Raw genomic sequence first — 25,178 nt, 5'->3', positions numbered from 1 at the left:
GTGTCTAAACCCCCAGGGACTTTTTGTAACGGCTTTCGAGCAGGCGGTTCCAGCTCAGCATGATCAGCAGGTTGAGCAGCAACAGCACCACCGCGATGGTCGCGCCCATGGGCCAGTTGAGTTCCGAGAGGTACTGGTCGTACACCACGGTGGCGACCATTTTCAGGCGGCGTCCGCCGAGCAGGCCGGGAATAGCGAACGAGCTGGCGGCCAGGCCGAACACAATCAGGGTGCCGGACAGCACCCCCGGCATCACCTGGGGTAACACGATCTTGCGCATCACCGTGGCCTGGCTGGCGCCGAGGGACAGCGCCGCCTGTTCGGCCGACGGGTCGAGCTTTTGCAGCGAGGTCCACACCGGAATGATCATGAACGGCAGCATCACATGCACCAGCGCGATGATCACCGCGAACGGCGTGTACAACAGCTTCACCGGCCGTCCGCCGAGCACTTGGATCAATTGGTTGACCAGGCCATCGGCCCCCAACAGCAGGCTCCAGCCGAACGCGCGCACCACCACCGATATCAGCAGCGGGGTGAGGATCAGGATCAGAAAGATCGAGCGCCACGGTGTGCCCATGCGGCTGAGGATGTAGGCCTCCGGCACGCCGATCACCACGCACAGCAAGGTGACCAACGCGCTGATCCAAAAAGTGCGCCAGAAGATCTCGTAGAAATACGCATCGCTGAACAGCGCCAGGTAATGGGCGAGGGTCCACTCATGGGCCTTCACCCCCACTTGGTAGTCGAACACGTTGAACGACAGCACCAGGGTCAGCCCCAACGGCAGGATCAGCAGCCCGGTAAACAGCAGCAGCGCCGGCAGCGACAGCAGATAGCCCCGACTCATGGGCGTACCTCGTCGGCAGCCAGCACCCGCAGCAACTCGGCCGGCCACTCAAGGCCCACCGCTGCGCCGTTGCCCAGCGGTGCGCTGCCATCGTTGGCGCGCACCACGGTGATTTCACCCAGCGAAGTGTGGATGCGGTACAGCCATTGGCTGCCGAAGAAGAAGCGGTCGAGTACCTGGCCTTGCAGGCGGCCGCTGCCGGCATTCACCAGTTGGATTTTCTCCGGGCGCAGGCTGAGGGTCAGTTCGCCGTCGCCGCTTGCCTGCCGCACTTGCGGCGTGCCAAGGGCGTCGTAATCACCGGGCAACAGGTTGGCCTTGCCTACGAAGTCAGAAATAAAGCGTGTGCGCGGGTGTTCGTAGAGGGTGTAGGGCGCGTCGATCTGGGTCACGCGGCCGGCCTCCATCACCACCACGCGGTCGCTGATGGACAGCGCTTCGGCCTGGTCGTGGGTGACCATCAGCGTGGTGATGCCTACCGCGCACTGGATGCGGCGGATCTCGAACTGCATCTCTTCGCGCAGGTTGGCGTCGAGGTTGGACAGCGGCTCATCCAGCAGCAGCACCGGCGGTTCAATCACTAAGGCGCGCGCCAGGGCCACGCGTTGGCGCTGGCCGCCGGACAGCTCACGGGGGTAACGCTCGGCGTGGGGAGCCAGGCGCACCAGGTCGAGCACGGTCTTGACCTTGCTGGCGATCTCGGCGGCGGGCACTTTGCGCATCTTCAGGCCGAAGGCGACGTTGTCGCGCACGCTCATGTGCGGGAACAGCGCGTAGCTCTGGAACACCACGCCCAGGCCACGGCTGGCGGGCTTGGCGTGGGTGATGTCGCGCCCATCCAGCAGGATCTGGCCGCTGGTCACCTCGACGAAGCCGGCAATCATTTGCAGGGTAGTGGTCTTGCCACAGCCCGAAGGGCCGAGCAGGGAAACGAACTCGCCTTTTTCCACGGCCAGGTCGGTGGCGACCACGGCGTCGACGGCGCCGTAGCGTTTGCTCAAGGCGTTGAGTTGGAGAAATGCCATGTCTGCGTTCCACCTTTTTCAGTCGCGTCGAAACGCGCTTTTTTTGTTTTGGGCAGATGCGAAAAGCGTATTGCGGGTGCGTTGGCGCTCGATCTTGAGTCGGCTGCCGCGTGTTGTTCGTTTTCGCCCCTGTGGACGCAGATTAGGACGAAGACTAGGATGCGCGAAAGATGGAATTTCACTGAACGAACTACTTTTTTCAGTTTTATTCATTCACCAGAATTAATAGCGAGAAGACGCGGTATGGATTCCACTGAGCGGAATGAAAATCTAAAGGAAGTTGGCGCCGGTGCTGTGTCGCGCGTGTTTGCGTTGTTGCGCGCATTGGGCGAAGTCTGCGAAGGCGGCGAACGGGTAACGCAGCTCGCGCAACAGGTCGGCCTTTCGCAACCCACCACCCACCGCCTGCTACGCAGCCTGATGGAAGAGGGCATGGTGGAGCAGGATGCGCGCAGCAAGCGCTATCGCCTGAGCCTGGAGTTCTTCGCCCTGGCGGCCAATGCGGGCAAGACCGGCAACCTGCGCGACCTGGTGCGACCGAGTCTGTTGCGCCTGAGCGCCTCCTTGGGCGATTCGCTGTTTTTGCTGGCGCGCAGCGGCTTCGATGCGATTTGCCTGGACCGCAGCGAAGGTCCGTACCCGATCCGCACCTTCACCGGCGACATCGGTGGGCGCGTGGCCCTGGGTGTGGGGCAGGGCAGCCTGGCCATCCTGGCCTACTTGCCGGAGGAAGAACGCGAAACCGTGATCCGCTACAACCTGCCCCGGCTCAAGGACTTTCACCTCTACGACGAAGTGCTGCTGCGGTCGGAAGTGGAGAATGTGCGCACCCTGGGCTATGCGGCGCGTAACACCGGGGTGCTGGAAGGCATGGCGGGCCTGGCGGTGCCGATCCTCAATCGCGAGGGGCACGCGGTGGCTGCGTTGAGTGTGGCGACCATCAGTGATCGCTTGGGGCCGAGCCGCTTGCCGATGGTGGTGGAATTGCTCAAGCGCGAAGCCGCAGCCATCGGGCCGAGGATCAATCCCTTTGATCCGACGTTACGCAGGCCGTCGAAGACGTTTGGCGATTGAGCCTGGCCGATCATCCTGTCGATAAAGGACAAACCTCGGGAAGATAGGATCCAATTACGGTATAACCCTCGGACGCTCTAGCTCTCCGAGGCCCGGTTTTTTCATGCAAAGCCCTTTGCAACGTCCGCTGTGGCAGGTCTACCTGATCTTTCTCGCACCGATGGTGCTGTCCAACTTCCTGCAAAGTTTGTCCGGCACCCTCAATGGCATCTATGTCGGGCAAATGCTCGGCACCCAGGCTCTGGCAGCGGTGTCGGGGATGTTCCCGGTGGTGTTCTTTTTCATCGCCCTGGTGATCGGCCTGGGGGCGGGCGCGTCGGTGTTGATCGGCCAGGCCTGGGGCGCTCAGGAAACGGCAATGGTCAAGTCCATCACCGGCGCTACGCTGGCCCTGGGCGCGCTGGTGGGCGTGAGTGCGGCGGTGCTGGGCAGTCTGTTTGCGCGCTCGGCGTTACAGGCCCTTGGCACGCCGCTGGATGTGCTCGACGATGCGGTCGGCTATGCGCGGATGATGATGCTGATCATGCCGTTACTGCTGGTGTTCATCCTCTACACCCAACTGTTGCGCGGCGTCAGTGACACCATTTCACCCTTGCTGGCGCTGATGGTCTCGACCCTGGTGGGCCTGCTGCTGACTCCCGCGTTGATTGGCGGCTGGGTCGGCCTGCCGCCCTTGGGCATCCAGAGCGCGGTGTACGCCGGTCTGGTGGGCAACGGGGCGGCGATGCTGTTTTTGATCCTGCGCCTGCGCCGCAAACAGCATGTGATGGCGCCGGATCGCGAGTTACTTGCGGCTTTACGCCTGGACCGCGCGATTCTCGGCAAAGTGCTGCGCATCGGCTTGCCCACCGGCCTGCAAATGGTGGTGTTGTCGCTGTCGGAATTGGTCATCCTGGCGCTGGTCAACGGCCACGGCTCCCAAGCCACTGCGGCTTATGGCGCGGTGACGCAGATCGTCAACTACGTGCAGTTCCCGGCCTTGTCGATAGCCATCACGGCCTCGATCCTCGGCGCCCAGGCAATCGGCGCCGGGCGCCTGGAGCGCATCGGCCCGATCCTGCGCACCGGCCTGCTGATCAACACCTGCCTGACCGGCGGCCTGATTGTGCTCGGCTATGCACTGTCGCACTGGTTGCTGGGGCTGTTCATCACTGAGGCGCAGGCGCGGGTCAACGCTGAACACCTGTTGCACATCATGTTGTGGAGCATCCTGGTGTTCGGCTTTCAGGCTGTGGTGGGGGGCATCATGCGCGCCAGTGGCGTGGTGCTGATGCCGGTAGCGATTTCGATTTTCTGCGTGCTGTGCGTCGAGTTGCCGATGGCCTACCTGTTCAATGCGCATTTCGGTCTGGAAGGGGTGTGGATGGCCTTCCCGGTCACCTACCTGGCGATGCTCGGGCTGCAGACCGCGTATTACCGGTTGGTATGGCGGCATAAGCAGATCAAACGGTTGGTGTGATGGAAAAAATGCGCACATTCGGCACAGAAGGCGTCTGAGTCATGGCAAACCCTTACGCGGATTTATTCCAGGTTCCCGGCGCCCGCGCCTTTGTGCTGGCGGGCATGCTTGCGCGCATGCCAGTGTCGATGACCGGTATCGGCCTGATCACCATGCTCTCGCAAGTGCAGGGTGGCTATGGCCTGGCGGGCTCGGTGGCGGCGGTGTTTGCCCTGGCCACGGCGTTCTGTGCGCCCCAGGTCTCGCGCCTGGTGGATCGCTACGGGCAGGGTCGGGTGCTGCCGATCGCTGCGTTGATTGGCGGCGGCGCGTTATTACTGTTGTTGTTATGCACGCGCCTGCAGGCGCCGACCTGGACGCTGTTTGTATTTGCCGCGCTGTGCGGCTGCATGCCGAACATGTCAGCCATGGTGCGAGCACGCTGGACCGAGGTGTATCGCGGCCAACCCCGATTGCGCACGGCGTTTGCTCTGGAGTCGGTGCTCGATGAGGTGTGCTTTATCATTGGCCCGCCGATTTCGGTCGGGCTGAGCGTCGTAGTGTTTCCCGAGGCCGGGCCGTTAGCGGCGGCGCTGCTGCTGGCCGTAGGTGTCACCACCTTCGTGTTGCAGCGCGAGACCGAACCGCCGGTGCATGCGCATCAGGATCATCACGGCCGCTGGCTGATCGCGTCGCCCTCGGTGCTGATCCTGATGATCCTGCTGCTGGCCATGGGCGTGATCGTCGGCGTGGTGGATGTGGTCAGCGTGGCGTTCGCCCAGCAGCAGGGCCAGCCGGCGGCGGCGAGCATTGTGCTGTCGGTGTATGCCATCGGCTCGTGCCTGGCCGGGCTGGGCTTCGGCGCCCTCAAACTCAAGGCGTCCTTGCCACGGCAGTTCCTCGCTTGCGGGGTGGCGACGGCGCTGACCACCGTGCCGTTGCTGTGGGCAAGCAATATCCCTGGCCTAGCCGTGGCGATTTTTATCTCCGGGCTGTTTTTCGCGCCAACGCTGATCGTCTCCATGGCCCTGGTGGAGCGCCTCGTCCCGCCCAGCCGCCTGACCGAAGGCATGACCTGGCTGATCACCGGCCTGAGCATCGGGGTAGCCATTGGCGCCGCGAGTTCCGGCTGGATGATCGACCACTTCGGTGCCGCCAGCGGGTTCTGGGTGGCGCTGGCCGCGGGGGGCGTGGTGCTGGGGGCGGCATTACTGGGGTATCGGCGGTTGGGGTAGTTTGCTATGCGCTGGGGTGAAGTTCTGCGAAGTGATGTTGCAGGAACTCACTCAGCGCCTGACGCGTCAGGTCATTGAGCGTGACTTTCTTGCGGGTCGCCGCCAGCGCCGCAGCCAAATGCAGGTCATGTCCAACCCGCACATTGAAAGAGCCCTTGCATGGCTTTTCCGGGGTTTGACCAAGGTTCTGGCACGTCACGAGATAGTCGTCCACGGCCGCCTGAAAAGCGGCATCCAAATCAGCGACGGTTTTTCCTTCGTAGCTGATCAGCGCCTTGATGAACAAGATCTTGCCGAACAGGCAGTTGTCTTCAAGGCTGGCCTCGATAGAGCCGATGTAGCCTTTGTGTTTGAGTTGGTTGTTCACTGAATCAGTTCTCCTGATTTCAATTGTTCGATGATCTGGCGTCGAATGTAGTGCTTCAGTTCGTTGCCAGGGTGAGGCTTGTGCAGCGTGATCATGGCAGTGGGGTCGCCACTGTCGAACTTGACGCGGCTTCCAGCCCCTTCGATCTGTGTGTAGCCCAGGCGACGCAGCAGCGTGACGAGTTCGGGCCATGTAAATGCCATTTGCTCATTGAGCAGTTTGGCCAGCAGCTTTTCATTTTTGGACACGGCGTTCCTTGCGTGTAACTAAATGTAGTTGCAGAGAGTGGTTTGCGTCAATGCTAGCTCGGTTACGTGCAGCTTTCCCGTCACAGGTGTAACCCTTGATGACGCTCGGTTTCGCGCCTGCATCCCCTCGCTAATTTTTCCTTTCGCGATTCGTTTTATAGGGACGACGTGCCTTTGTGCTTCCTGCCTATTGCTCCGGATCCCAAGAAATGAATGCTGAAGACTCCTTGAAACTTGCTCGCCGGTTTATCGGGTTGCCCCTGGAAAAACGCCAGCGGTTCTTGCAGGCCTTACAGACAGAAGGCGTGGAGTTTTCGCGGTTTCCGATTCCGGCTGGGGTGCAGGCGGAGGATCGCCAGGCGTTGTCCTATGCGCAGCAGCGCATGTGGTTTCTTTGGCAATTGGACCCGACCAGTGGCGCCTATAACTTGCCGGGCGCGGTGCGGCTCAAAGGCACGCTGAGCTTGCGGGCTATGGAGCAGGCGTTCGCCAGTCTGGTCGAGCGCCACGAAACCCTGCGCACGGTGTTTCAGCGCCAGGCTGATGAACGCTTGTCCCAGGTGGCCATCGAGCCCTCGGTGGTGGTGGAGCAGCTCGACCTGAGCGACCTGCCGCCGGCCGAGCGGGAGCAGGCGGTGAGCGACGCGGCGGTGCGCCAGTCGCTGTTGCCGTTCGATCTGGAGCATGGTCCGCTGCTGCGCGTGCAACTGCTCAAACTCGCCGAGCAGGAGCATGTGCTGCTGCTGACCCTGCACCATATCGTCTCCGACGGTTGGTCGATGAATGTGCTGATCGACGAATTCATCCGCTGCTACGACGCCTACGAACGCAACGAAACACCCCGACTGCCGCCGCTGCCGATCCAATACAGCGACTACGCCCTGTGGCAGCGCCGCTGGCTGGAAGCGGGGGAGCAGGCGCGGCAACTGGATTACTGGCAGGCGCGCCTGGGGGATGAGCACCCAGTGCTGGAACTGCCCACCGACCGCCCGCGCCCGGCCATGCCCAGCTACCAGGGCACTCGTCATCACTTCGCGATTGATGCGGACCTTGCCGCGCAATTGCGCAGTTGTGCGCAGCGCCACAATGTCACTCTGTTCATGCTGTTGCTGGGTGCGTTCAACGTGCTGCTGCATCGCTATACCGGCCAGAGTGATATCCGCGTCGGCGTGCCGATCGCCAACCGCAACCGCACGGAAGTCGAGGGGCTGATCGGCTTCTTCGTCAACACTCAGGTGCTGCGCACCGAATTGACCGGGCAAACCCGCGTCGCCGAACTGCTGCAAGCCATCAAGGAACATGCCCTCGGCGCCCAGGCCCATCAGGAATTGCCCTTCGAGCGCCTGGTGGAAGCGCTGCACGTCGAACGCAGCCTGAGCCATACGCCGCTGTTCCAGGTGATGTACAACCACCAACCGGTGGTGGCCGATATCGCCTCGGTCAGCACCGCGTCGGGCCTGGAGCTGGCCCTGGTGGAGTGGCAAGGCCGTACTACCCAGTTCGACCTGACCCTGGATACCTACGAAAAATCCGGCACCCTGCACGCTGCGCTGACCTACGCCAACGACCTGTTCGACGCGCCGTCCATCGAGCGTATGGCCCGCCACTGGATCAGCCTGCTGCACGCCATGGTGGGCGATGGCGAGCAGCGTATCGGCGAGTTGCCGATGCTGGACGCCGACGAACTTCAACGCGTGACCCACACCTGGAACCAGACCGCGCAAACCTATCCCACTGAGCGCGGCATCCACCACCTGATCGGAGACCAGGTACGCGCCACCCCAGATGCCACGGCCTTGCAGTTCGGCGATACCACCCTGAGCTATGCCCAGCTCGATACCCGCGCCAACCGTTTGGCCCATGCGTTGATCGAGCAGGGCGTTGGCCCGGATAGGTTGGTCGGGATCTGCGCCGAGCGTTCGGTGGAAATGGTCATCGGCCTGCTGGCGATTCTCAAGGCGGGCGGCGCCTATGTGCCGCTCGACCCCGAATACCCCCAGGAGCGCCTGGCCTACATGCTTGAAGACAGCGGCGTCCAACTGCTGCTTACCCAGCAGAGCCTGCTGCCGTCGTTGCCCACTGCGGGTATCCGGGCGATTGCCCTCGATCAGCCTGGCGATTGGCTGGAGGGCTACAGCAGCGCATCGCCCGAAGTGACCGTGCACGCGCTGAACCTGGCCTACGTGATCTACACCTCCGGCTCCACCGGCAAACCCAAGGGGGCCGGTAACAGCCATCGCGCTTTGGTCAACCGGCTGTGCTGGATGCAGCAAGCCTATGGCTTGGGCGTGCGCGACGCGGTGTTGCAGAAGACGCCATTCAGCTTTGACGTGTCGGTCTGGGAGTTCTTCTGGCCGCTGATGACCGGCGCGCGCCTGGTGGTCGCGGCCCCCGGCGAACACCGCGAACCGGCGCGCCTGATCGAGAGCATCGAACGCCATGCCATCACCACCGTGCACTTTGTGCCGTCGATGCTGCAAGCGTTTATCCACGAGCCGGGCGTGCAGGGTTGCGCGAGCCTCAAACGCATCGTGTGCAGCGGCGAAGCCTTGCCGCTGGAGGCGCAGCAGCAGGTGTTCGCCAAGCTGCCGAATGCCGGCCTGTACAACCTTTACGGCCCGACCGAAGCCGCCATCGACGTGACCCACTGGTCCTGCGTCGACGAAGGCGCCGACTGCGTACCCATCGGCCGTCCTATTGCCAACCTCGGCACCTACGTGCTCGACGCCCAGCTCAACCCGCTGCCCGCCGGGGTATCCGGCGAGCTGTACCTGGGCGGCGTCGGCCTGGCACGCAGTTACCATCGGCGTGGCGCGCTGACCGCCGAGCGCTTTGTGCCCAGCCCGTTCGGCGCGGGGGCGCGTCTGTACCGGACCGGCGACCGTGTGCGCCAGCGTGCCGATGGGGTGATCGAATACCTCGGACGCCTCGATCATCAGGTCAAGCTACGGGGTCTGCGTATCGAGCTGGGGGAAATCGAAACCCGTCTGTTGCAGCACCCGTCAGTGCGCGAAGCCGTGGTGCTGGTGCAGGGCGGCAAGCAATTGGTGGCCTATCTGGTGCCGCAGGGTGACGCGCCGGACGACCTCAAGGGCTGGCTGCTCAACAGCCTGCCGGAATACATGGTGCCGACCCATTGGGTGCACCTGGCCAAACTGCCGGTGACCGCCAACGGCAAGCTCGACCGTAAAGCCTTGCCGCTGCCGGACGCCGCGCCACAGCAGGCTTACAGCGCCCCGCAGAATCCCATGCAACAGGCGCTGGCGGCGATCTGGAGTGATGTGCTTGGCGTATCCCAGGTCGGCCTGGACGACAACTTTTTCGAACTGGGCGGCGATTCGATCATCTCCATCCAGGTGGTCAGCCGCGCGCGTCAGGCCGGTATCCGCCTCAGCCCGCGGGACCTGTTCCAGTACCAGAGCGTGCGCGGCCTGGCGCAGATCGCGAGCTTTGAGCAACTGGCGGTGATCGACCAAGGCCCTGTCAGCGGCGACGTGATCCTGACCCCGGTGCAGGCCAGCTTCTTCGAGCAGGCGATCCCGGCGCGTCAGCACTGGAACCAATCGCTGCTGCTGACCCCGCGCGAAGCGTTGGTACCGGCACGCCTGGAAGCGGCCCTGACCCGGTTGATCAACCATCACGATGCCCTGCGCCTGCGCTTCGTCGAGCGGGACGGCCAATGGCAGCAACAGCACGCCGCGCCTATCACTGAGGCAGCATTGTGGCAAACCCAGGTCGCCGACGATAACGAGCTGGCCGCACTGTGCGATGAGGCCCAGCGCAGCCTGGACCTGGCACGCGGCCCGTTGCTGCGCGCCGTGCTGCTGACAATGACCGATGGCACGCAGCAGTTGCTGCTGGTAATCCATCACCTGGTGGTCGACGGCGTGTCCTGGCGCGTACTGCTGGACGATCTGCAACAGGCTTATCGCCACGCCGCATTGCCAGCCAAAACCAGCGCCTACCAACAATGGGCGCAACAGTTGCAGGCCCATGCACTGACCCTTGATGCCCAACTGCCGTACTGGCAGGCGCAGTCCATGGCGACGGAGCTGCCCTGCGACAACCCTCACGGCGGCCTGCAAAACCGCCTGGGCCGCACCCTTGAAATCCGCCTCGACGCCGAGCACACCCGCCAGCTCTTGCAGGATGCTCCAGCGGCTTATCGCACCCAGGTCAACGACCTGCTGCTGACCGCCCTGGCGCGCGTCATCAGCCGTTGGAGCCAGCAACCTGCGGCGTTGATCCAACTGGAAGGCCATGGCCGGGAAGACCTGTTCGACAGCCTCGACCTGAGCCGCACCGTGGGTTGGTTCACCAGCCTGTTCCCGCTGCGCTTGCAGGCCAACGGCGAGTTGTCGAGCGCGATCAAGGCGGTCAAGGAACAGCTGCGCGCCGTGCCGCACAAAGGCATCGGCTATGGCCTGCTGCGCTACCTCGGCACCCCGGACGCCCGTGCAAGCCTGGCGAGCCAGGCCGCGCCGCGCATTACCTTCAACTACCTGGGCCAATTCGACCGCCAGTTCGACGAGGCGGCGCTATTCGTCCCGTCGCCACGGGGCAGCGGCCAGGCCCAGGACCCCGAGGCGCCGTTGGCCAATTGGCTGACAGTGGAAGGGCAGGTGTACGGTGGCGAGCTGGCGTTGCGTTGGGGCTTTAGCAGCGAGATGTTCGACGAGACGACCGTTCAGCGTCTGGCCGACGACTATGCCGCCGAACTCAAGGCCGTGATCGAGCTGTGCTGTGCCACACCGGCGGGGCAGGTCACGCCGTCGGATTTCCCCCTGGCGCGCCTGAGCCAGGCGCAATTGGACGGGTTGCCTGTGGCGGGGCCGCAGATTGCCGATCTCTACCCGCTGTCGCCGATGCAGCAGGGCATGCTGTTCCACAGCTTGTACGAACCCGAGGCCCAGGCCTATATCAACCAACTGCGTCTGGATATCGAAGGCCTGGACCTGCTGGCGTTCGGGCGTGCCTGGCAGGCCGCCCTGGACCGCCATGACATCCTGCGCAGCAGCTTTCATTGGCTGGGCCTGCACAGCGCCCATCAACTGATCCAGCGCCATGTCGATTTGCAGTTGCAGGTGATCGAAGACACGGGCGCCGATCTGGATGCACTGGCCGAAGCCGAGCGCGACAAGGGCTTTGCCCTCGACGCGGCGCCGCTGTTTCGCCTGATGCTGGTGCGCGGCGCCGGCCACGGGTGGCACCTGATATTCACCAGTCACCACATCCTGATGGATGGCTGGAGTAACGCCCAATTGCTTGCCGAAGTGATCGCTCACTACGCCGGCCATGCCGTCCCTGCGCCGGCAGGGCAGTTCCGCGATTACCTCGGCTGGTTGCAGCAACAGCCCAGCGGCGAAGCGTTCTGGAAAGCCGCATTGGCACCGCTGGAAGCGCCGACCCTACTCGCCGACACGCTGCGCACACCGGTCAACGGCACCGGCATGGCCGATTACTCCATGGTGCTGGACGCCGACTTCACCCGCGCCCTCGGTGAATTTGCCCGCGCACGTAAAGTCACCCTTAACACCGTGCTGCAAGGTGCCTGGGCCTTGCTGTTGCAGCGTTACACCGGCCAAGCCTGCGTGGCCTTCGGTGCCACGGTGGCCGGGCGTTCGGCACCGTTGCCGGGGATCGAGCAGCAGTTGGGCCTGTTTATCAATACCTTGCCCATCGTCAGCGCGGCGTCGCCTTCGCAGTCGGCCGCCGATTGGCTCAGCGCGTTGCAAACCCTCAACCTGAGCCTGCGCGATCACGAACACGTGCCGCTCTATGACATTCAAGGCTGGGCCGGCCAACAGGGTGCGCTGTTCGATACCTTGCTGGTATTCGAAAACTTCCCGGTGGCCGAAGCCCTAAAACAGGGCGCGCCCGCCGGGCTGACGTTCGGACCGTTGCACAACCACGAACGCACCCATTACCCGCTGACCCTGGGCATAGAGCTAGGCGCGAGCCTGCGCCTGGAATTCAGCTACGACCGTGCACGTTTGAGTGCCGAGCAGGTCGGCCGACTGGGCGCCAACCTGCGGCATCTGCTGGTGCAACTGCTCGCCGATGCCCAGGCGCCGTTGGGCAGCCTGCAGCTGCTGGCGCCCGACACCCGGCGCGAACTGCTCGCCCGCAGTCAATCAGCTGCCGCTGCCCAGAGCCGCGCGCGCGTGCATGAACGCATCGCCGCCCAGGCCGCCAGCACCCCCGACGCACTGGCCGTGCAGGCGGCTAACGAACAGTTGAGCTACGCACAGCTCAACGCGCGAGCCAACCGTCTGGCTCATCGTCTGCTGGAGCTTGGCGTTGCTCCCGGCCAGCGCGTGGGCCTGGCGTGTCGCCGTGGTCCGCAGTTGATCGTCAGCCTGTTGGCCGTGCTCAAGAGCGGCGCGGCCTATGTGCCGCTGGACCCCAAGTACCCCGCCGAGCGCTTGGCCTACATGCTGGCCGACAGTCGCTTGAACCTGCTGCTCAGCGAAACCGGGCTGCTTGCCGACCTGCCGTTGCCCGAGGCCCTGACCCGCTTGGACTTCAGTGCCGAGGGGGCGGAGCTGGCGGGCTACTCGGCGCTCAATCCGCCCAACCATGCCGCCGCTGCCGACCTGGCCTACTTGATCTACACCTCAGGTTCCACCGGCCAGCCCAAGGGCGTGGCCATCGACCATGCCGCTCTCGGCCAGTTCTGCGACAGCGCCGCCCGCTATAGCCAGTTGCGTAGCGATGACCGTGTGCTGCAGTTCGCCACGTTCAGCTTCGACGGCTTTGTCGAGCAGTGTTACCCACCGCTGTGCATGGGCGCGGCGCTGATCATGCGCGGTGACGAGCTGTGGGACGCCGGGCAACTGGCACGGGAAATCGTCGAGCAGGGCGTGACCCTGGCCGACCTGCCAGCGGCCTACTGGTACCTGCTGGCCAAGGAGTGCTCCGTGGATGGCCGAACGCTGGGCAACCTGCGCCAGGTGCATGTGGGGGGCGAGGCGATGTCGGTGGAAGGGCTGCGCGCCTGGCACGCCGCTGGGCTGGGCGCTGTGCGCCTGGTCAACACCTACGGGCCGACCGAGGCCACCGTGGTGTCCAGCGTGCACACCTGCCAACTGGCGGATGCCAGCGAAGCGTTTGGCGTACCGATTGGCCGCGCCATCGAAGGCCGTGGGCTGTATGTGCTCGACAGTGCCTTCGACCTGCTGGACAGCGAAGGCGTCGGCGAGCTATGCATCGGCGCCGAAGCCGGCCTGGCCCAGGGGTACTTCGACCGCCCGGCGCTGACCGCTGAACGCTTCCTGCCCGACCCGTTTTCCAGCACGCCGGGTGCGCGGCTCTACCGCAGTGGCGACCTGGCCCGCTACAACGCGGCGGGCGCCCTGGAGTATGTGGGGCGTATCGACCATCAAGTCAAAGTGCGTGGTTTCCGTATCGAAATGGGCGAGATCGAAGCCCATCTGCAAGGCTTGCCGCAGGTACGTGAGGCGGCCGTGATCGCCCAGCCGAGCGCGACCGGTGCGCAACTGGTGGCCTACGTCGTACCGGCCCTGGAGCAGCCGCTGAATACCCAGGCCCTGGCGGCGACCTTGCAGCGCTCCCTGCCGGACTACATGGTGCCCGCGCACTGGGTGGTGCTCGATGCGCTGCCCTTGAACCCCAGCGGCAAACTCGACCGCCGCGCGCTGCCGGCCCCGGACCTGAGCCAATCGCCCCAGGCCTACCGTGCCGCGCAAACCCCGCTGCAACAGCAACTGGCGGCCATCTGGCAGGCGGTGTTGCAGGTCGAGTCGGTGGGGCTGGATGACCACTTTTTCGAACGTGGCGGCCACTCCTTGCTGGCCACCCAGGTGATCTCTCGGGTGCGTCACGACCTCAAGCGGGAAGTCCCGTTGCGCGTCTTGTTCGAACAGCCGACGCTGGAAGCGTTTGCCGTGGCGTGCGCGGACGTGCAGGCCGACACCGCGCCGCCGATGGTCAGCGTGTCGCGCGAGCAGCCGCTGGCACTGTCCTATGCCCAGGAGCGCCAATGGTTTCTGTGGCAACTGGACCCGACCAGCGCGGCGTATCACATGCCCAGTGCATTGCGTCTGCGGGGGCCGTTGAATGTCGATGCGCTGCAACAGGCCCTGGATGCCCTGGTCGCTCGCCACGAAAGCTTGCGCACCCATCTGCTCCAGGAAGCCGAGCGCACTGTGCAGGTGATCAGCCCGCAGGTACACCTTGCCATGGCCGTGCTCGATACCGATGAAGCGCACCTTGAAGCCACACTGCAAGCCTGTATCGCGCAACCTTTCGACCTGCGTGCGGGGCCGCTGATGCGGGTCAACCTGCTACGCCTGGCCGAAGATGAGCATGTGCTGGTGCTGGTACAGCACCACATCATTTCCGATGGCTGGTCGATGCAGGTGATGGTCGACGAGCTGGTGCAGCTCTATGGCGCTTGCAGTCAGGGCCAGCGCCTGCAATTGCCGGCGCTGCCGATTCAATATGCCGATTACGCGGTGTGGCAACGCCAGTGGATGGAGGCGGGCGAGAAGGCGCGTCAGCTGAGCTACTGGCACGAGCTGCTGGGCGGTGAGCAACCGGTGCTGGAGCTGCCGTTCGATTATCAACGCCCGGCGGTACCGAGCCATCGTGGCGCGCGTTTGTCCATTGACCTGTCGAGCCCGCTGCTCGACGACCTCAGGGCCCTGGCTCAGCGTGAAGGGGTGACCCTGTTTATGCTGTTGCTGGCGTCTTATCAGGCGCTGCTGCACCGCTACAGCGGCCAACAGGACATTCGCGTTGGCGTGCCGATTGCCAACCGCAACCGGGTGGAAACCGAGCGTCTGATTGGCTTCTTCGTCAATACCCAGGTACTCAAAGCCGAGATCGATGGTCACGTCAGCGTGCGCCAATTGTTGGCCCAGGTGAAAGAGCGTGCCCTGGAAGCCCAGGCCCATCAGGACCTGCCCTTCGAGCAATTGGTCGAGGCCCTCCAGCCCGAGCGCAGCCTGAGCTTGAGCCCATTGTTCCAAGTGGCGTTCAACCACCATATCAGCCAGTCCGGCCAGCACCTGCAGCGTCTGGCGCATTTGGACATGACCCCGGTGACGTGGGGCGACACCAATGCGCATTTCGATCTGGTGTTGGATATCGATGAGTCCCAGGAGCGGCTCAACGCTTCGTTGAGCTACGCCACCGACCTGTTTACCGCCGCCACCATCGAACGTATGGGCCGCCACTGGCATAACCTGTTGCAGGCAATGGTGGCCGACCCGCAGCAGAGCATCGGCCAGTTGAAATTGCTGGATGACGCGGAGCAACAGCACATTCTGCACCTATGGGGCCGCAGCGATGCCGGCTTCTCGGCCCAGCGCCTGGTGCACGAATTGTTCGCCGACCGCGCCCGGGAAACCCCCGATGCCGTAGCGGTGAAATTCGACACCCAAACCCTGACCTACGGCGAGCTGGACCGCCAGGCCAACCGCCTGGCCCATGCGTTGATTGCCCGTGGGGTTGGCGCCGAGGTTCGCGTGGCTATCGCCATGCCGCGCAGTGCCGAGATCATGGTGGCGTTCCTGGCAGTCATGAAGGCTGGTGGAGTGTATGTGCCGCTGGATATCGAATATCCGCGTGATCGGCTGCTGTATATGTTGGAGGACAGCTGCGCTCAGTTGCTGCTGACGCATTCGACGGTGCAGCCGCGCTTGCCGATCCCGGATGGCCTGCATGTCCTTGCAATTGATCACACACCGCTCTGGTCCGACAATCGCGATACCGCCCCCAACGTCGCACTGGACGGCGCCAACCTCGCCTACGTGATCTACACCTCCGGCTCCACCGGGATGCCCAAAGGCGTGGCGGTGGCCCACGGCCCTTTGGTGGCGCATATCATCGCCACTGGCGAACGCTACGAAACCGGCCCGACCGACTGCGAACTGCACTTTATGTCGTTCGCCTTCGACGGTTCCCACGAAGGCTGGATGCACCCGCTGATCAACGGCGCCAGTGTGCTCATCCGCGACGACAGCCTGTGGCTGCCCGAGCACACCTACGAACAGATGCACCGTCACCACGTGACCATGGCGGTGTTCCCGCCGGTGTACCTGCAACAACTGGCCGAGCATGCCGAACGCGATGGCAACCCGCCGAATGTGCGCGTGTACTGCTTTGGCGGCGATGCGGTGGCCCAGGCCAGTTACGACCTGGCCTGGCGCGCGCTGAAACCGACGTACCTGTTCAATGGCTATGGCCCGACCGAAACCGTGGTCACGCCCTTGCTATGGAAAGCACGGCGCGGCGACCCGTGCGGTGCGGTGTATGCGCCCATCGGCACCTTGCTGGGCAACCGCAGCGGCTACGTACTGGACGCGCAGCTCAACCTGCAACCCATCGGCGTGGCTGGCGAGTTGTACCTGGGCGGCGAGGGCGTGGCGCGGGGTTACCTGGAGCGCCCGGCGCTGACCGCCGAACGCTTTGTGCCGGACCCGTTCGGCAAACCCGGCAGCCGCGTGTACCGCAGCGGCGACCTGACCCGCGGGCGTGCGGATGGTGTAGTGGATTATCTCGGGCGGGTCGACCACCAAGTGAAAATCCGCGGCTTCCGTATCGAACTGGGCGAGATCGAAGCGCGTCTGCGCGAGCAGGACAACGTTGGCGAAACCGTGGTGGTGGCCCACGACGGCCCGTCCGGTAAGCAACTGGTGGCCTACGTGGTGCCGGCCCGCGCCACCGACGACGGCGCGCTGCGCGACAGCCTGCGCCGCGCCCTGAAAACCCGCCTGCCGGACTACATGGTGCCTACGCACTTTATGTTCCTGGCGCAGATGCCGCTGACCCCCAACGGCAAGCTCGACCGCAAGGGCCTGCCGGCGCCGGACGCGAGCCTGATGCAGCAGACCTACGTGGCTCCTGAAACCGAACTGGAACAACAGATCGCCGCGATCTGGGCCGAGGTGTTGCACCTGCCCCAGGTGGGCCTGAACGACAACTTCTTCGAGGTGGGTGGGCATTCGCTGCTGGCGATCCAGATCACCTCGCGGGTCCAGGCCGAACTGGGCCTGGACGTGCCGCTGGTGGAAGTGTTCCAGACCGAAACCCTGCGCGCCTATGTGCAGGCCGCAGCCACCTTCCGTGCCGGCAGCGCGGAAGACTTTGACGACCTTCGTGACTTTTTGAGCGAACTAGAGGCGATTTGAAGCATGCTTACCAACCCTAATATCGATCTGGTTTCGCGCTTTCTTCGCCTGCCTCTGGAACAGCGCCAGCAGTTTTACCAGCGCTTGCAAAGCCGAGGCATGAGTTTCGCGCAATTGCCCATTGCCTCGGTTCGCGAGGCCGACCAACACCTGCCGCTGTCCTACGCCCAGGAGCGCCAGTGGTTTCTGTGGCAGTTGGACCCGGACAGTGCCGCCTATCACGTGCCCGGTGCCCTGCGTCTGTGCGGGATGCTGGACAAGGCCGCCCTGCGGCGCAGCTTTGCCAGCCTGGCAGCACGACATGAAAGCCTGCGCACCCGCCTGCACCTGGACGACGAATCGCGCACCCAACAAGTGTTACCCCATACCGACATCCAGATCCTTGAAGACCGTACCGACGAGGCGCAGCTCAAGGCCCGGGTCGAGGCCGAGATCGCCCGTCCGTTCGATTTGCGCCAAGGCCCGCTGTTGCGGGTAACCCTGTTGGAACTCAATGCACAGGAGCATGTGCTGGTGCTGGTGCAGCACCATATTGTGTCCGATGGTTGGTCTATGGGCGTGATGGTGCAGGAACTGATGCAGCTATACGCCTCGTACAGCCAGGGTCAGGACTGCACCTTGACGCCGCTGCCGATCCAGTACGGCGACTATGCGTTGTGGCAACGCCGCTGGATGGAGGCGGGCGAGAAAACGCGCCAATTGGACTATTGGCGTCAACTGCTGGGCGGTACGCAGCCGGTGCTGGCGCTGCCCCTCGATCGTCCGCGCCCGGCGCAACAGCGCTTTCTCGGTGCCCGTCAGGACATCCAGCTTGACCCTGGGCTGGTGACCGGTTTGAAGGCCCTGGCCCAACGCGAAGGCGTGACCCTGTTCATGCTGTTGCTGGCATCGTTCCAGCTGTTTTTGTACCGCTACAGCGGGCAGCGCGATATCCGTGTCGGCGTGCCGATTGCCAACCGCAACCGTGTCGAAACCGAGGCGCTGATCGGTTTCTTCGTCAACACCCAAGTGCTCAAGGCCGACCTTGATGCTGCCATGAGCTTCGCCGAACTGCTCCAGCACACCAAGCGTCGTGCGCTGGAAGCCCAGGCCCATCAGGATTTACCCTTCGAGCAGCTGGTGGAGGCCTTGCAGCCTGAGCGCAGTCTTAGCCATAACCCGTTGTTCCAAGTGATGTTCAACCATCAGGCGCAGGTGCGGACGGCCATACAACAACTGCCGGGCCTGCGGGTGGTCAGCCTGGAGCATGAGACCCGCACCGCGCAATTCGACTTGAGCCTGGACACCCAGGAGACCGAGGACGGCCTCTGGGCGTCGCTGACTTACGCCACGGACTTGTTCGATGCCAGCACCGCCGCGCGCATGCTCCGGCACTGGCTGGGCCTGCTGCGTGGGGCGGTGGCCGACACGACGCGGCCCTTGCAGGACCTGGCCATGCTGGACATGACCGAGCGCCAACAAATACTTGAACAGTGGAACGCCACCGCCCGCGACTACCCGCAAAACCAGTGGGTGCATCACCTGATCGAAGCCCAGGCCGAGCGCCAGCCGCAGGCCACGGCCCTGGTGTTTGCCGAGCAACGTATCGACTACGCCGAGCTCAACCGCCGCGCCAACCGCCTGGCCCATCGCTTGATCGAGGCCGGTGTCGGTCCGGATGTGCGTGTGGGGCTGGCGGTGGAGCGCTCCTTCGACATGGTTATCGGCCTGCTTGCGGTGCTCAAAGCCGGCGGCGCCTATGTGCCGCTGGACCCCGACTACCCACGCGAACGCCTGGCCTACATGCTCGACGACAGCGGCGTGCAACTGCTGCTGACCCAAGCGCCTTTGCTCAGTCAGTTGCCGATTCCGCAAGGCTTGGAAACCCTGGTGCTGGGCGAGTCGAGTTACGAGCAATACAGCGAGCAAAACCCGGCTGTCGCGCTGGACGGCGAAAACCTCGCGTACGTGATCTATACCTCGGGCTCCACCGGCCAACCCAAGGGCGCGGGCAACCGTCATTCGGCCTTGCTCAACCGCCTGCAATGGATGCAGGAAGCCTATGGGTTAAGCGCGGCCGACAGCGTATTGCAAAAGACCCCGTTCAGTTTCGACGTGTCGGTGTGGGAGTTCTTCTGGCCGCTGATGACCGGCTCGCGGCTGGTGATTGCCGCCCCTGGCGATCACCGCGATCCGGCCAGATTGATCCACTTGATCAACGCCGAACAGGTCACCACGCTGCACTTTGTGCCGTCGATGTTGCAGGCGTTCTTGCAGGATGCGGCGGTGTCCAGTTGCCGGAGCCTGCAACGCATCGTGTGCAGCGGCGAGGCGTTGCCGGTGGATGCGCAGCAGCAGGTGTTCGCCAAGCTGCCGCACGCCGGGCTGTACAACCTGTATGGCCCGACCGAAGCCGCCATCGACGTGACCCACTGGACCTGCGTCGACGAAGGCCGCGACACGGTGCCGATTGGCCGTCCGATTGCCAATCTGGGCTGCTACCTGCTTGACGACAATTTCGAACCGGTGCCGGTCGGCGTGCTGGGCGAGCTGTACCTGGGCGGCGCGGGCCTGGCCCGTGGTTATCACCGCCGTCCTGCATTGACCGCCGAACGCTTTATCGCCCACCCGTTCGTGCACGGCGAGCGCCTGTACCGCACCGGCGACCTGGCGCGCTACCGCGAAGACGGAGTGATCGAATACGCCGGACGTATCGACCATCAGGTCAAGCTGCGCGGCCTGCGCATCGAGCTGGGCGAGATCGAAGCGCGGTTGCTGGAACACGAGCAGGTCCGTGAAGCGGCGGTGCTGGCGGTGGACGGCAAGTACTTGGTGGGTTACCTGGTGCTGCACCATGCCCACGGCGATTGGCGCGAGGTGCTCGGTGCGCACCTGGCCGAACACCTGCCGGATTACATGGTGCCGGCGCAGTGGGTACTGCTGGAGCAGATGCCGCTGAGTCCCAACGGCAAGTTGGATCGCAAGGCGTTGCCCAAACCTGAGGTGACGCATCACTACATCGCCCCGCAGAGCGCATTGGAGCAACAGATCGCCGCGATCTGGGCCGATGTGCTGGGCGTCGAGCAAGTGGGGGTCAACGACAACTTCTTCGAACGCGGCGGGGATTCGATCATCTCGATCCAGGTCGTCAGCCGCGCGCGTGCTGCCGGCATCCATTTCACCGCCAAGGCGCTGTTCCAGCACCAGACCGTGCGCAGCCTGGCGCGGGTGGCACAGCTGCACGCTGTGGCAGTGATCGACCAGGGGCCGGTGCAGGGTCAGACGCCGCTGCTGCCGTTCCAACAGTTGTTCTTCGAAAGAGACCTGCCGCAGCCGCACCACTGGAACCAGTCACTGCTCTTGACGCCGCGCCAGCCTCTGCAGGCCGCACGCCTGGAAGCGGCCTTGCAGGCGCTGATGCTGCACCACGATGTACTGCGCCTGCGCTTCAGTCAGCACGGTTCAGCGTGGAAAGCCGTGCATGCCGAGCCTGCCAGCGGACTGCTCTGGCACGCCACGGTGCCGGATACCCAGGCCCTGACGGCGCGCTGTGAAGAGGCCCAGCGCAGCCTTGCACTGAACGGGCCGCTGCTGCGTGTATTGCTTGCCGATCTGCCGGACGGCAGCCAACGGTTGCTGCTGGTCATGCACCACTTGGTGGTGGATGGCGTGTCCTGGCGGGTGGTGCTTGAAGACCTGCAAAGTCTGTATCGCCAGCATGCGCTACCAGCCAAGACGACGTCGTTCAAAGCGTGGGCCGAGCGCGTGCAGGGCTATGCCCACAGCGAAGCGATCCAGTCGCAAAAGCACTTCTGGTTGCAGCAACTCGATGGCGAGCCCACGGACCTGCCGTGCCGTGACCCCCACGGCGCTCGGCCAGGTCGACTGGCGCGCACGCTGGTCAGCCGACTGGACGCCGAACGCACCCGGCAATTGCTGCAACAGGCACCGGCGGCCTATCGCACACGGATCAATGACCTGCTGCTGACCGCCCTGGCGCGGGTGATCTGCCAATGGACCGGGCATGCCAGCAGCCTGATCCAGCTGGAAGGCCATGGACGTGAGGACCTGTTCGATGACATCGACCTGAGTCGCACTCTGGGGTGGTTCACTAGTCTGTTCCCAGTGCGCCTGACGCCGGCCGACTCCCTGGCCGATTCCATCAAGCAGATCAAGGAGCAACTGCGTGCCATTCCAGACAACGGTCTGGGGTTCGGTGCCCTGCGTTATCTGGGAGATAATGCGACGCGCCAAGCGTTCAGCCGCTTGCCGGTGCCGCGCATCACTTTCAACTACCTGGGCCAGGTCGACGCCAGCTTCGATCAGCCGGACGGCCTGTTTGCCACTGCGTCGGAAAGTGCCGGTGCCGAGCAGAGCCCGGACGCGCCACTGAGCAACTGGTTGACCGTCAACGGCCAAGTGTATGGCGGCGAGTTGCACATGGGCTGGACCTTCAGTCCGCTGATGTTCGACCCTGAGGTGATCGAAGCTGTGAGCGTGGCATTCAGCCGCGAACTGACGGCGTTGATCGCGCATTGCTGCACGCCCGGCAACAGCGGCGTCACCGTGTCGGACTTCCCCTTGGCGCGGTTGAGCCAACAGCAACTTGAGTCGCTGCCGCTGGCCGCCGATGCCATCGAAGACCTCTACACCTTGTCGCCCATGCAGCAGGGCATGCTGTTCCACTCCCTCTATGAGCAAGCGGCGGGCGACTACATCAACCAGATCCGGGTCAGCGTCGATGGCCTGGACGTGCCACGATTCCAGCAAGCCTGGGACGCGACGGTGCAGGCGCATGACGTGCTGCGCAGCGGGTTTTTCTGGGAAGGGCAATTGGACTGGCCATGCCAGGTGGTGTACCGCGCGGCCCGTTTGACCGTCGAGGTGCTTGACTGGCGCGCCATGCCGGAGTGCGAACAGGCTCTACAGGATTTGCAGCAGGCCCAGCGTCGGCAGGGCTTCAACCTGTCCCACGCGCCTTTGATGCGCCTGCTGCTGGTGCGCACCGACGAGCAGCGCCATGAACTGATTTACACCCATCACCACATCCTGATGGATGGCTGGAGCAATTCCCGCTTGTTCGGTGAAGTACTGCAACGCTATGCCGGGATCGCGGTGCCCGAAACCGCCGGGCGCTATCGCGATTACATCGGCTGGTTGCAACAGCGCGATAGCGCGGCGACCGAAGCCTTCTGGCGCGAACAGGTGGGCGCGTTGCAAGCGCCGACCCGCCTGGGCACCTATCCGCCAACGTCGCAGACGGGGCAGGGGCAGCATCAGTTGTCGCTTGACCCCGGCTTGACCGCGCGCCTGGAATCCTTCGCGCGTAGCCACAAGGTTACCCTCAATACCTTGATCCAGGCGGCGTGGCTGATCCTGCTACACCGCCACAGCGGGCAACCGGTGGTGTCATTCGGCGCCACGGTATCCGGGCGTCCCGCTGAACTAGTGGGGGTGGAACAACAGGTTGGATTGTTTATCAACACCTTGCCGGTCATCTGCGCGGTGGATGAGCAGGCGTCGGTGGCCGATTGGCTGCAAGCAGTGCAGTCGCAGAACTTGTCCCTGCGCGAGCATGAGCACTGTGGGCTGTACGATATCCAGCGGTGGGCCGGGCAAGGCGGGGAAGGGCTGTTCGACAGCATTTTGGTATTCGAAAACTACCCGGTGTCCAAAGCCCTTGAGCAGGGCGGCGGCAGTGGTCTGCGATTTGGCGCGCCACAGGCCCATGAACAAACCAGTTTTCCATTGACGGTATTGGCGGACGTCGGTGAAACGCTGTCGGTGCAATTCAACTTTGCCCGTGCGCATTTCACCATGCCCATGGTGCAGGGCTACGCCCGGCATCTGGCCAACCTGCTGGGTGGCATGCTCCAAGGCGGTGAGCAAAGCCTTGGCGAACTGGCCATGCTGGACATGACCGAGCGCCAACAAATACTTGAGCAGTGGAACGCCACCGCCCGCGACTACCCGCAAAACCAGTGGGTGCATCACCTGATCGAAGCCCAGGCCAAACGCCAGCCGCAGGCCACGGCCCTGGTGTTTGCCGAGCAACGTATCGACTACGCCGAGCTCAACCGCCGCGCCAACCGCCTGGCCCATCGCTTGATCGAGGCCGGTGTCGGCCCGGATGTGCGGGTGGGGCTGGCCGTGGAGCGCTCCTTCGACATGGTTATCGGCCTGCTTGCGGTGCTCAAGGCCGGCGGCGCCTATGTGCCGCTGGACCCCGACTACCCACGCGAACGCCTGGCCTACATGCTCGACGACAGCGGCGTGCAACTGCTGCTGACCCAAGCGCCTTTGCTCAGTCAGTTGCCGATTCCGCATGGCTTGGAAACCCTGGTGCTGGGCGAGTCGAGTTTTGAGACCTACAGCGAGCAAAACCCGGCTGTCGCGCTGGACGGCGAAAACCTCGCGTACGTGATCTATACCTCGGGCTCCACTGGCCAACCCAAGGGCGCGGGCAACCGCCATTCGGCCTTGCTCAACCGCCTGCAATGGATGCAGGAAGCCTACGGGTTAAGCGCGGCCGACAGCGTATTGCAAAAGACCCCGTTCAGTTTCGACGTGTCGGTGTGGGAGTTTTTCTGGCCGCTGATGACCGGCTCGCGGCTGGTGATTGCCGCCCCTGGCGATCACCGCGATCCGGCCAGATTGATCCACTTGATCAACGCCGAACAGGTCACCACGCTGCACTTTGTGCCGTCGATGTTGCAGGCGTTCTTGCAGGATGCGGCGGTGTCCAGTTGCCGGAGCCTGCAACGCATCGTGTGCAGCGGCGAGGCGTTGCCGGTGGATGCGCAGCAGCAGGTATTCGCCAAGCTGCCGCACGCCGGGCTGTACAACCTGTATGGCCCGACCGAAGCCGCCATCGACGTGACCCACTGGACCTGCGTCGACGAAGGCCGCGACACGGTGCCGATTGGCCGGCCGATTGCCAATCTGGGCTGCTACCTGCTTGACGACAATTTCGAACCGGTGCCGGTCGGCGTGCTGGGCGAGCTGTACCTGGGCGGCGCGGGCCTGGCCCGTGGTTATCACCGCCGTCCTGCATTAACCGCCGAACGCTTTATCGCCCACCCGTTCGTCCACGGCGAGCGCCTGTACCGCACCGGCGACCTGGCGCGCTACCGCGAAGACGGAGTGATCGAATACGCCGGGCGTATCGACCATCAGGTCAAGCTGCGCGGCCTGCGTATCGAGCTGGGCGAGATCGAAGCGCGGTTGCTGGAGCACGAGCAGGTCCGCGAAGCGGCGGTGCTGGCGGTGGACGGCAAGTACTTGGTGGGTTACCTGGTGCTGCACCATGCCAGCGACGACTGGCGCGAGGTGCTCGGTGCGCACCTGGCCGAACACCTGCCGGATTACATGGTGCCGGCACAGTGGGTGTTGCTGGAGCAGATGCCGCTGAGTCCCAACGGCAAGTTGGATCGCAAGGCGCTGCCCAAGGCCGATGCCAGCCTGATGGCCCGCGAGTACGTTGCGCCCCAGAGCGAACTCGAACAACAGGTCGCCGCGATCTGGGCCGAGGTCTTGCACGTTCAGCGTGTCGGCCTGCACGACAACTTCTTCGAGCTGGGCGGGCATTCGTTGCTGGCTACGCAAGTGGTGGTGCGCCTGCGCGAGCGCTTGCACGCCGAGTTCGACGTCAAGTCGATCTTCACCGCACCCACCCTGGCTGATTTCAGTGCTTACGTCGCGGCCCAGCAAACAAATAATTCGCCGGTGCAGGACGCATTGGCTAAATCCTTGGAGGCCCTCAAACGTCTATCAGCAGAAGATTTGGATAAATTGATTTCCTGAGGG

9 protein-coding genes are annotated in these 25,178 nt (G+C 63.9%); 5 read left to right on the top strand and 4 right to left on the bottom strand.

From position 1 onward, the window contains the following. Window positions 1-4: 4 nt before the first annotated feature. Together K1567_RS05030 and K1567_RS05025 are read right to left on the bottom strand one after the other, a co-directional pair. A complete protein-coding gene (locus K1567_RS05030) occupies window positions 5-850 on the bottom strand; it encodes an ABC transporter permease (protein WP_034096959.1) in 846 nt (281 codons plus the stop codon). After that, window positions 847-1,875, bottom strand: a complete 1,029-nt coding sequence (locus K1567_RS05025; RefSeq protein ID WP_034096960.1) for an ABC transporter ATP-binding protein — start codon at window positions 1,873-1,875, stop codon at window positions 847-849. Before K1567_RS05025 ends, K1567_RS05030 begins: the two co-directional genes overlap by 4 nt. A 243-nt stretch (window positions 1,876-2,118) precedes the next feature. Between K1567_RS05025 and K1567_RS05020 the strand changes: the two genes are divergently transcribed. The 3 genes from K1567_RS05020 (at window position 2,119) to K1567_RS05010 (ending at window position 5,622) form a co-directional block, all read left to right on the top strand. Beyond that, window positions 2,119-2,949 (top strand): IclR family transcriptional regulator, encoded by an 831-nt coding sequence (locus tag K1567_RS05020; protein WP_034096961.1) that lies wholly within the window; start codon window positions 2,119-2,121, stop codon window positions 2,947-2,949. 103 nt (window positions 2,950-3,052) lie between these two features. Continuing rightward, window positions 3,053-4,408 (top strand): MATE family efflux transporter, encoded by a 1,356-nt coding sequence (locus K1567_RS05015; RefSeq protein WP_040268007.1) that lies wholly within the window; start codon window positions 3,053-3,055, stop codon window positions 4,406-4,408. Window positions 4,409-4,449: 41 nt separating this feature from the next. After that, a complete protein-coding gene (locus K1567_RS05010; RefSeq protein WP_220698208.1) occupies window positions 4,450-5,622 on the top strand; it encodes an MFS transporter in 1,173 nt (390 codons plus the stop codon). A 4-nt stretch (window positions 5,623-5,626) separates the two neighbouring features. On the opposite strand, the gene K1567_RS05005 is transcribed toward K1567_RS05010, so the two are convergent. Together K1567_RS05005 and K1567_RS05000 are read right to left on the bottom strand one after the other, a co-directional pair. After that, on the bottom strand, window positions 5,627-5,989 hold the full coding sequence (locus K1567_RS05005; protein WP_034096964.1) for a type II toxin-antitoxin system HicB family antitoxin: 363 nt from the start codon (window positions 5,987-5,989) through the stop codon (window positions 5,627-5,629). Further along, window positions 5,986-6,237, bottom strand: a complete 252-nt coding sequence (locus K1567_RS05000; protein ID WP_034096965.1) for a type II toxin-antitoxin system HicA family toxin — start codon at window positions 6,235-6,237, stop codon at window positions 5,986-5,988. Before K1567_RS05000 ends, K1567_RS05005 begins: the two co-directional genes overlap by 4 nt. 209 nt (window positions 6,238-6,446) lie before the next feature. On the opposite strand from K1567_RS05000, the gene K1567_RS04995 reads away from it, so the two are divergent. Together K1567_RS04995 and K1567_RS04990 are read left to right on the top strand one after the other, a co-directional pair. Continuing rightward, window positions 6,447-17,393, top strand: coding sequence for a non-ribosomal peptide synthetase (locus tag K1567_RS04995; protein ID WP_220698207.1), 10,947 nt, complete (start codon window positions 6,447-6,449; stop codon window positions 17,391-17,393). Between the two features lie 3 nt (window positions 17,394-17,396). Further along, complete coding sequence (locus K1567_RS04990) at window positions 17,397-25,175, top strand: non-ribosomal peptide synthetase (protein WP_220698206.1); 7,779 nt, start codon at window positions 17,397-17,399, stop codon at window positions 25,173-25,175. Window positions 25,176-25,178: the final 3 nt, after the last annotated feature.

This window comes from Pseudomonas sp. S5F11 (genome assembly GCF_019641515.1).
Lineage (GTDB): Bacteria > Pseudomonadota > Gammaproteobacteria > Pseudomonadales > Pseudomonadaceae > Aquipseudomonas > Aquipseudomonas rhodesiae.
The sequence above is the reverse complement of the archived record's forward strand: the minus strand, read 5'-3'. Positions and strand labels throughout refer to the sequence as shown.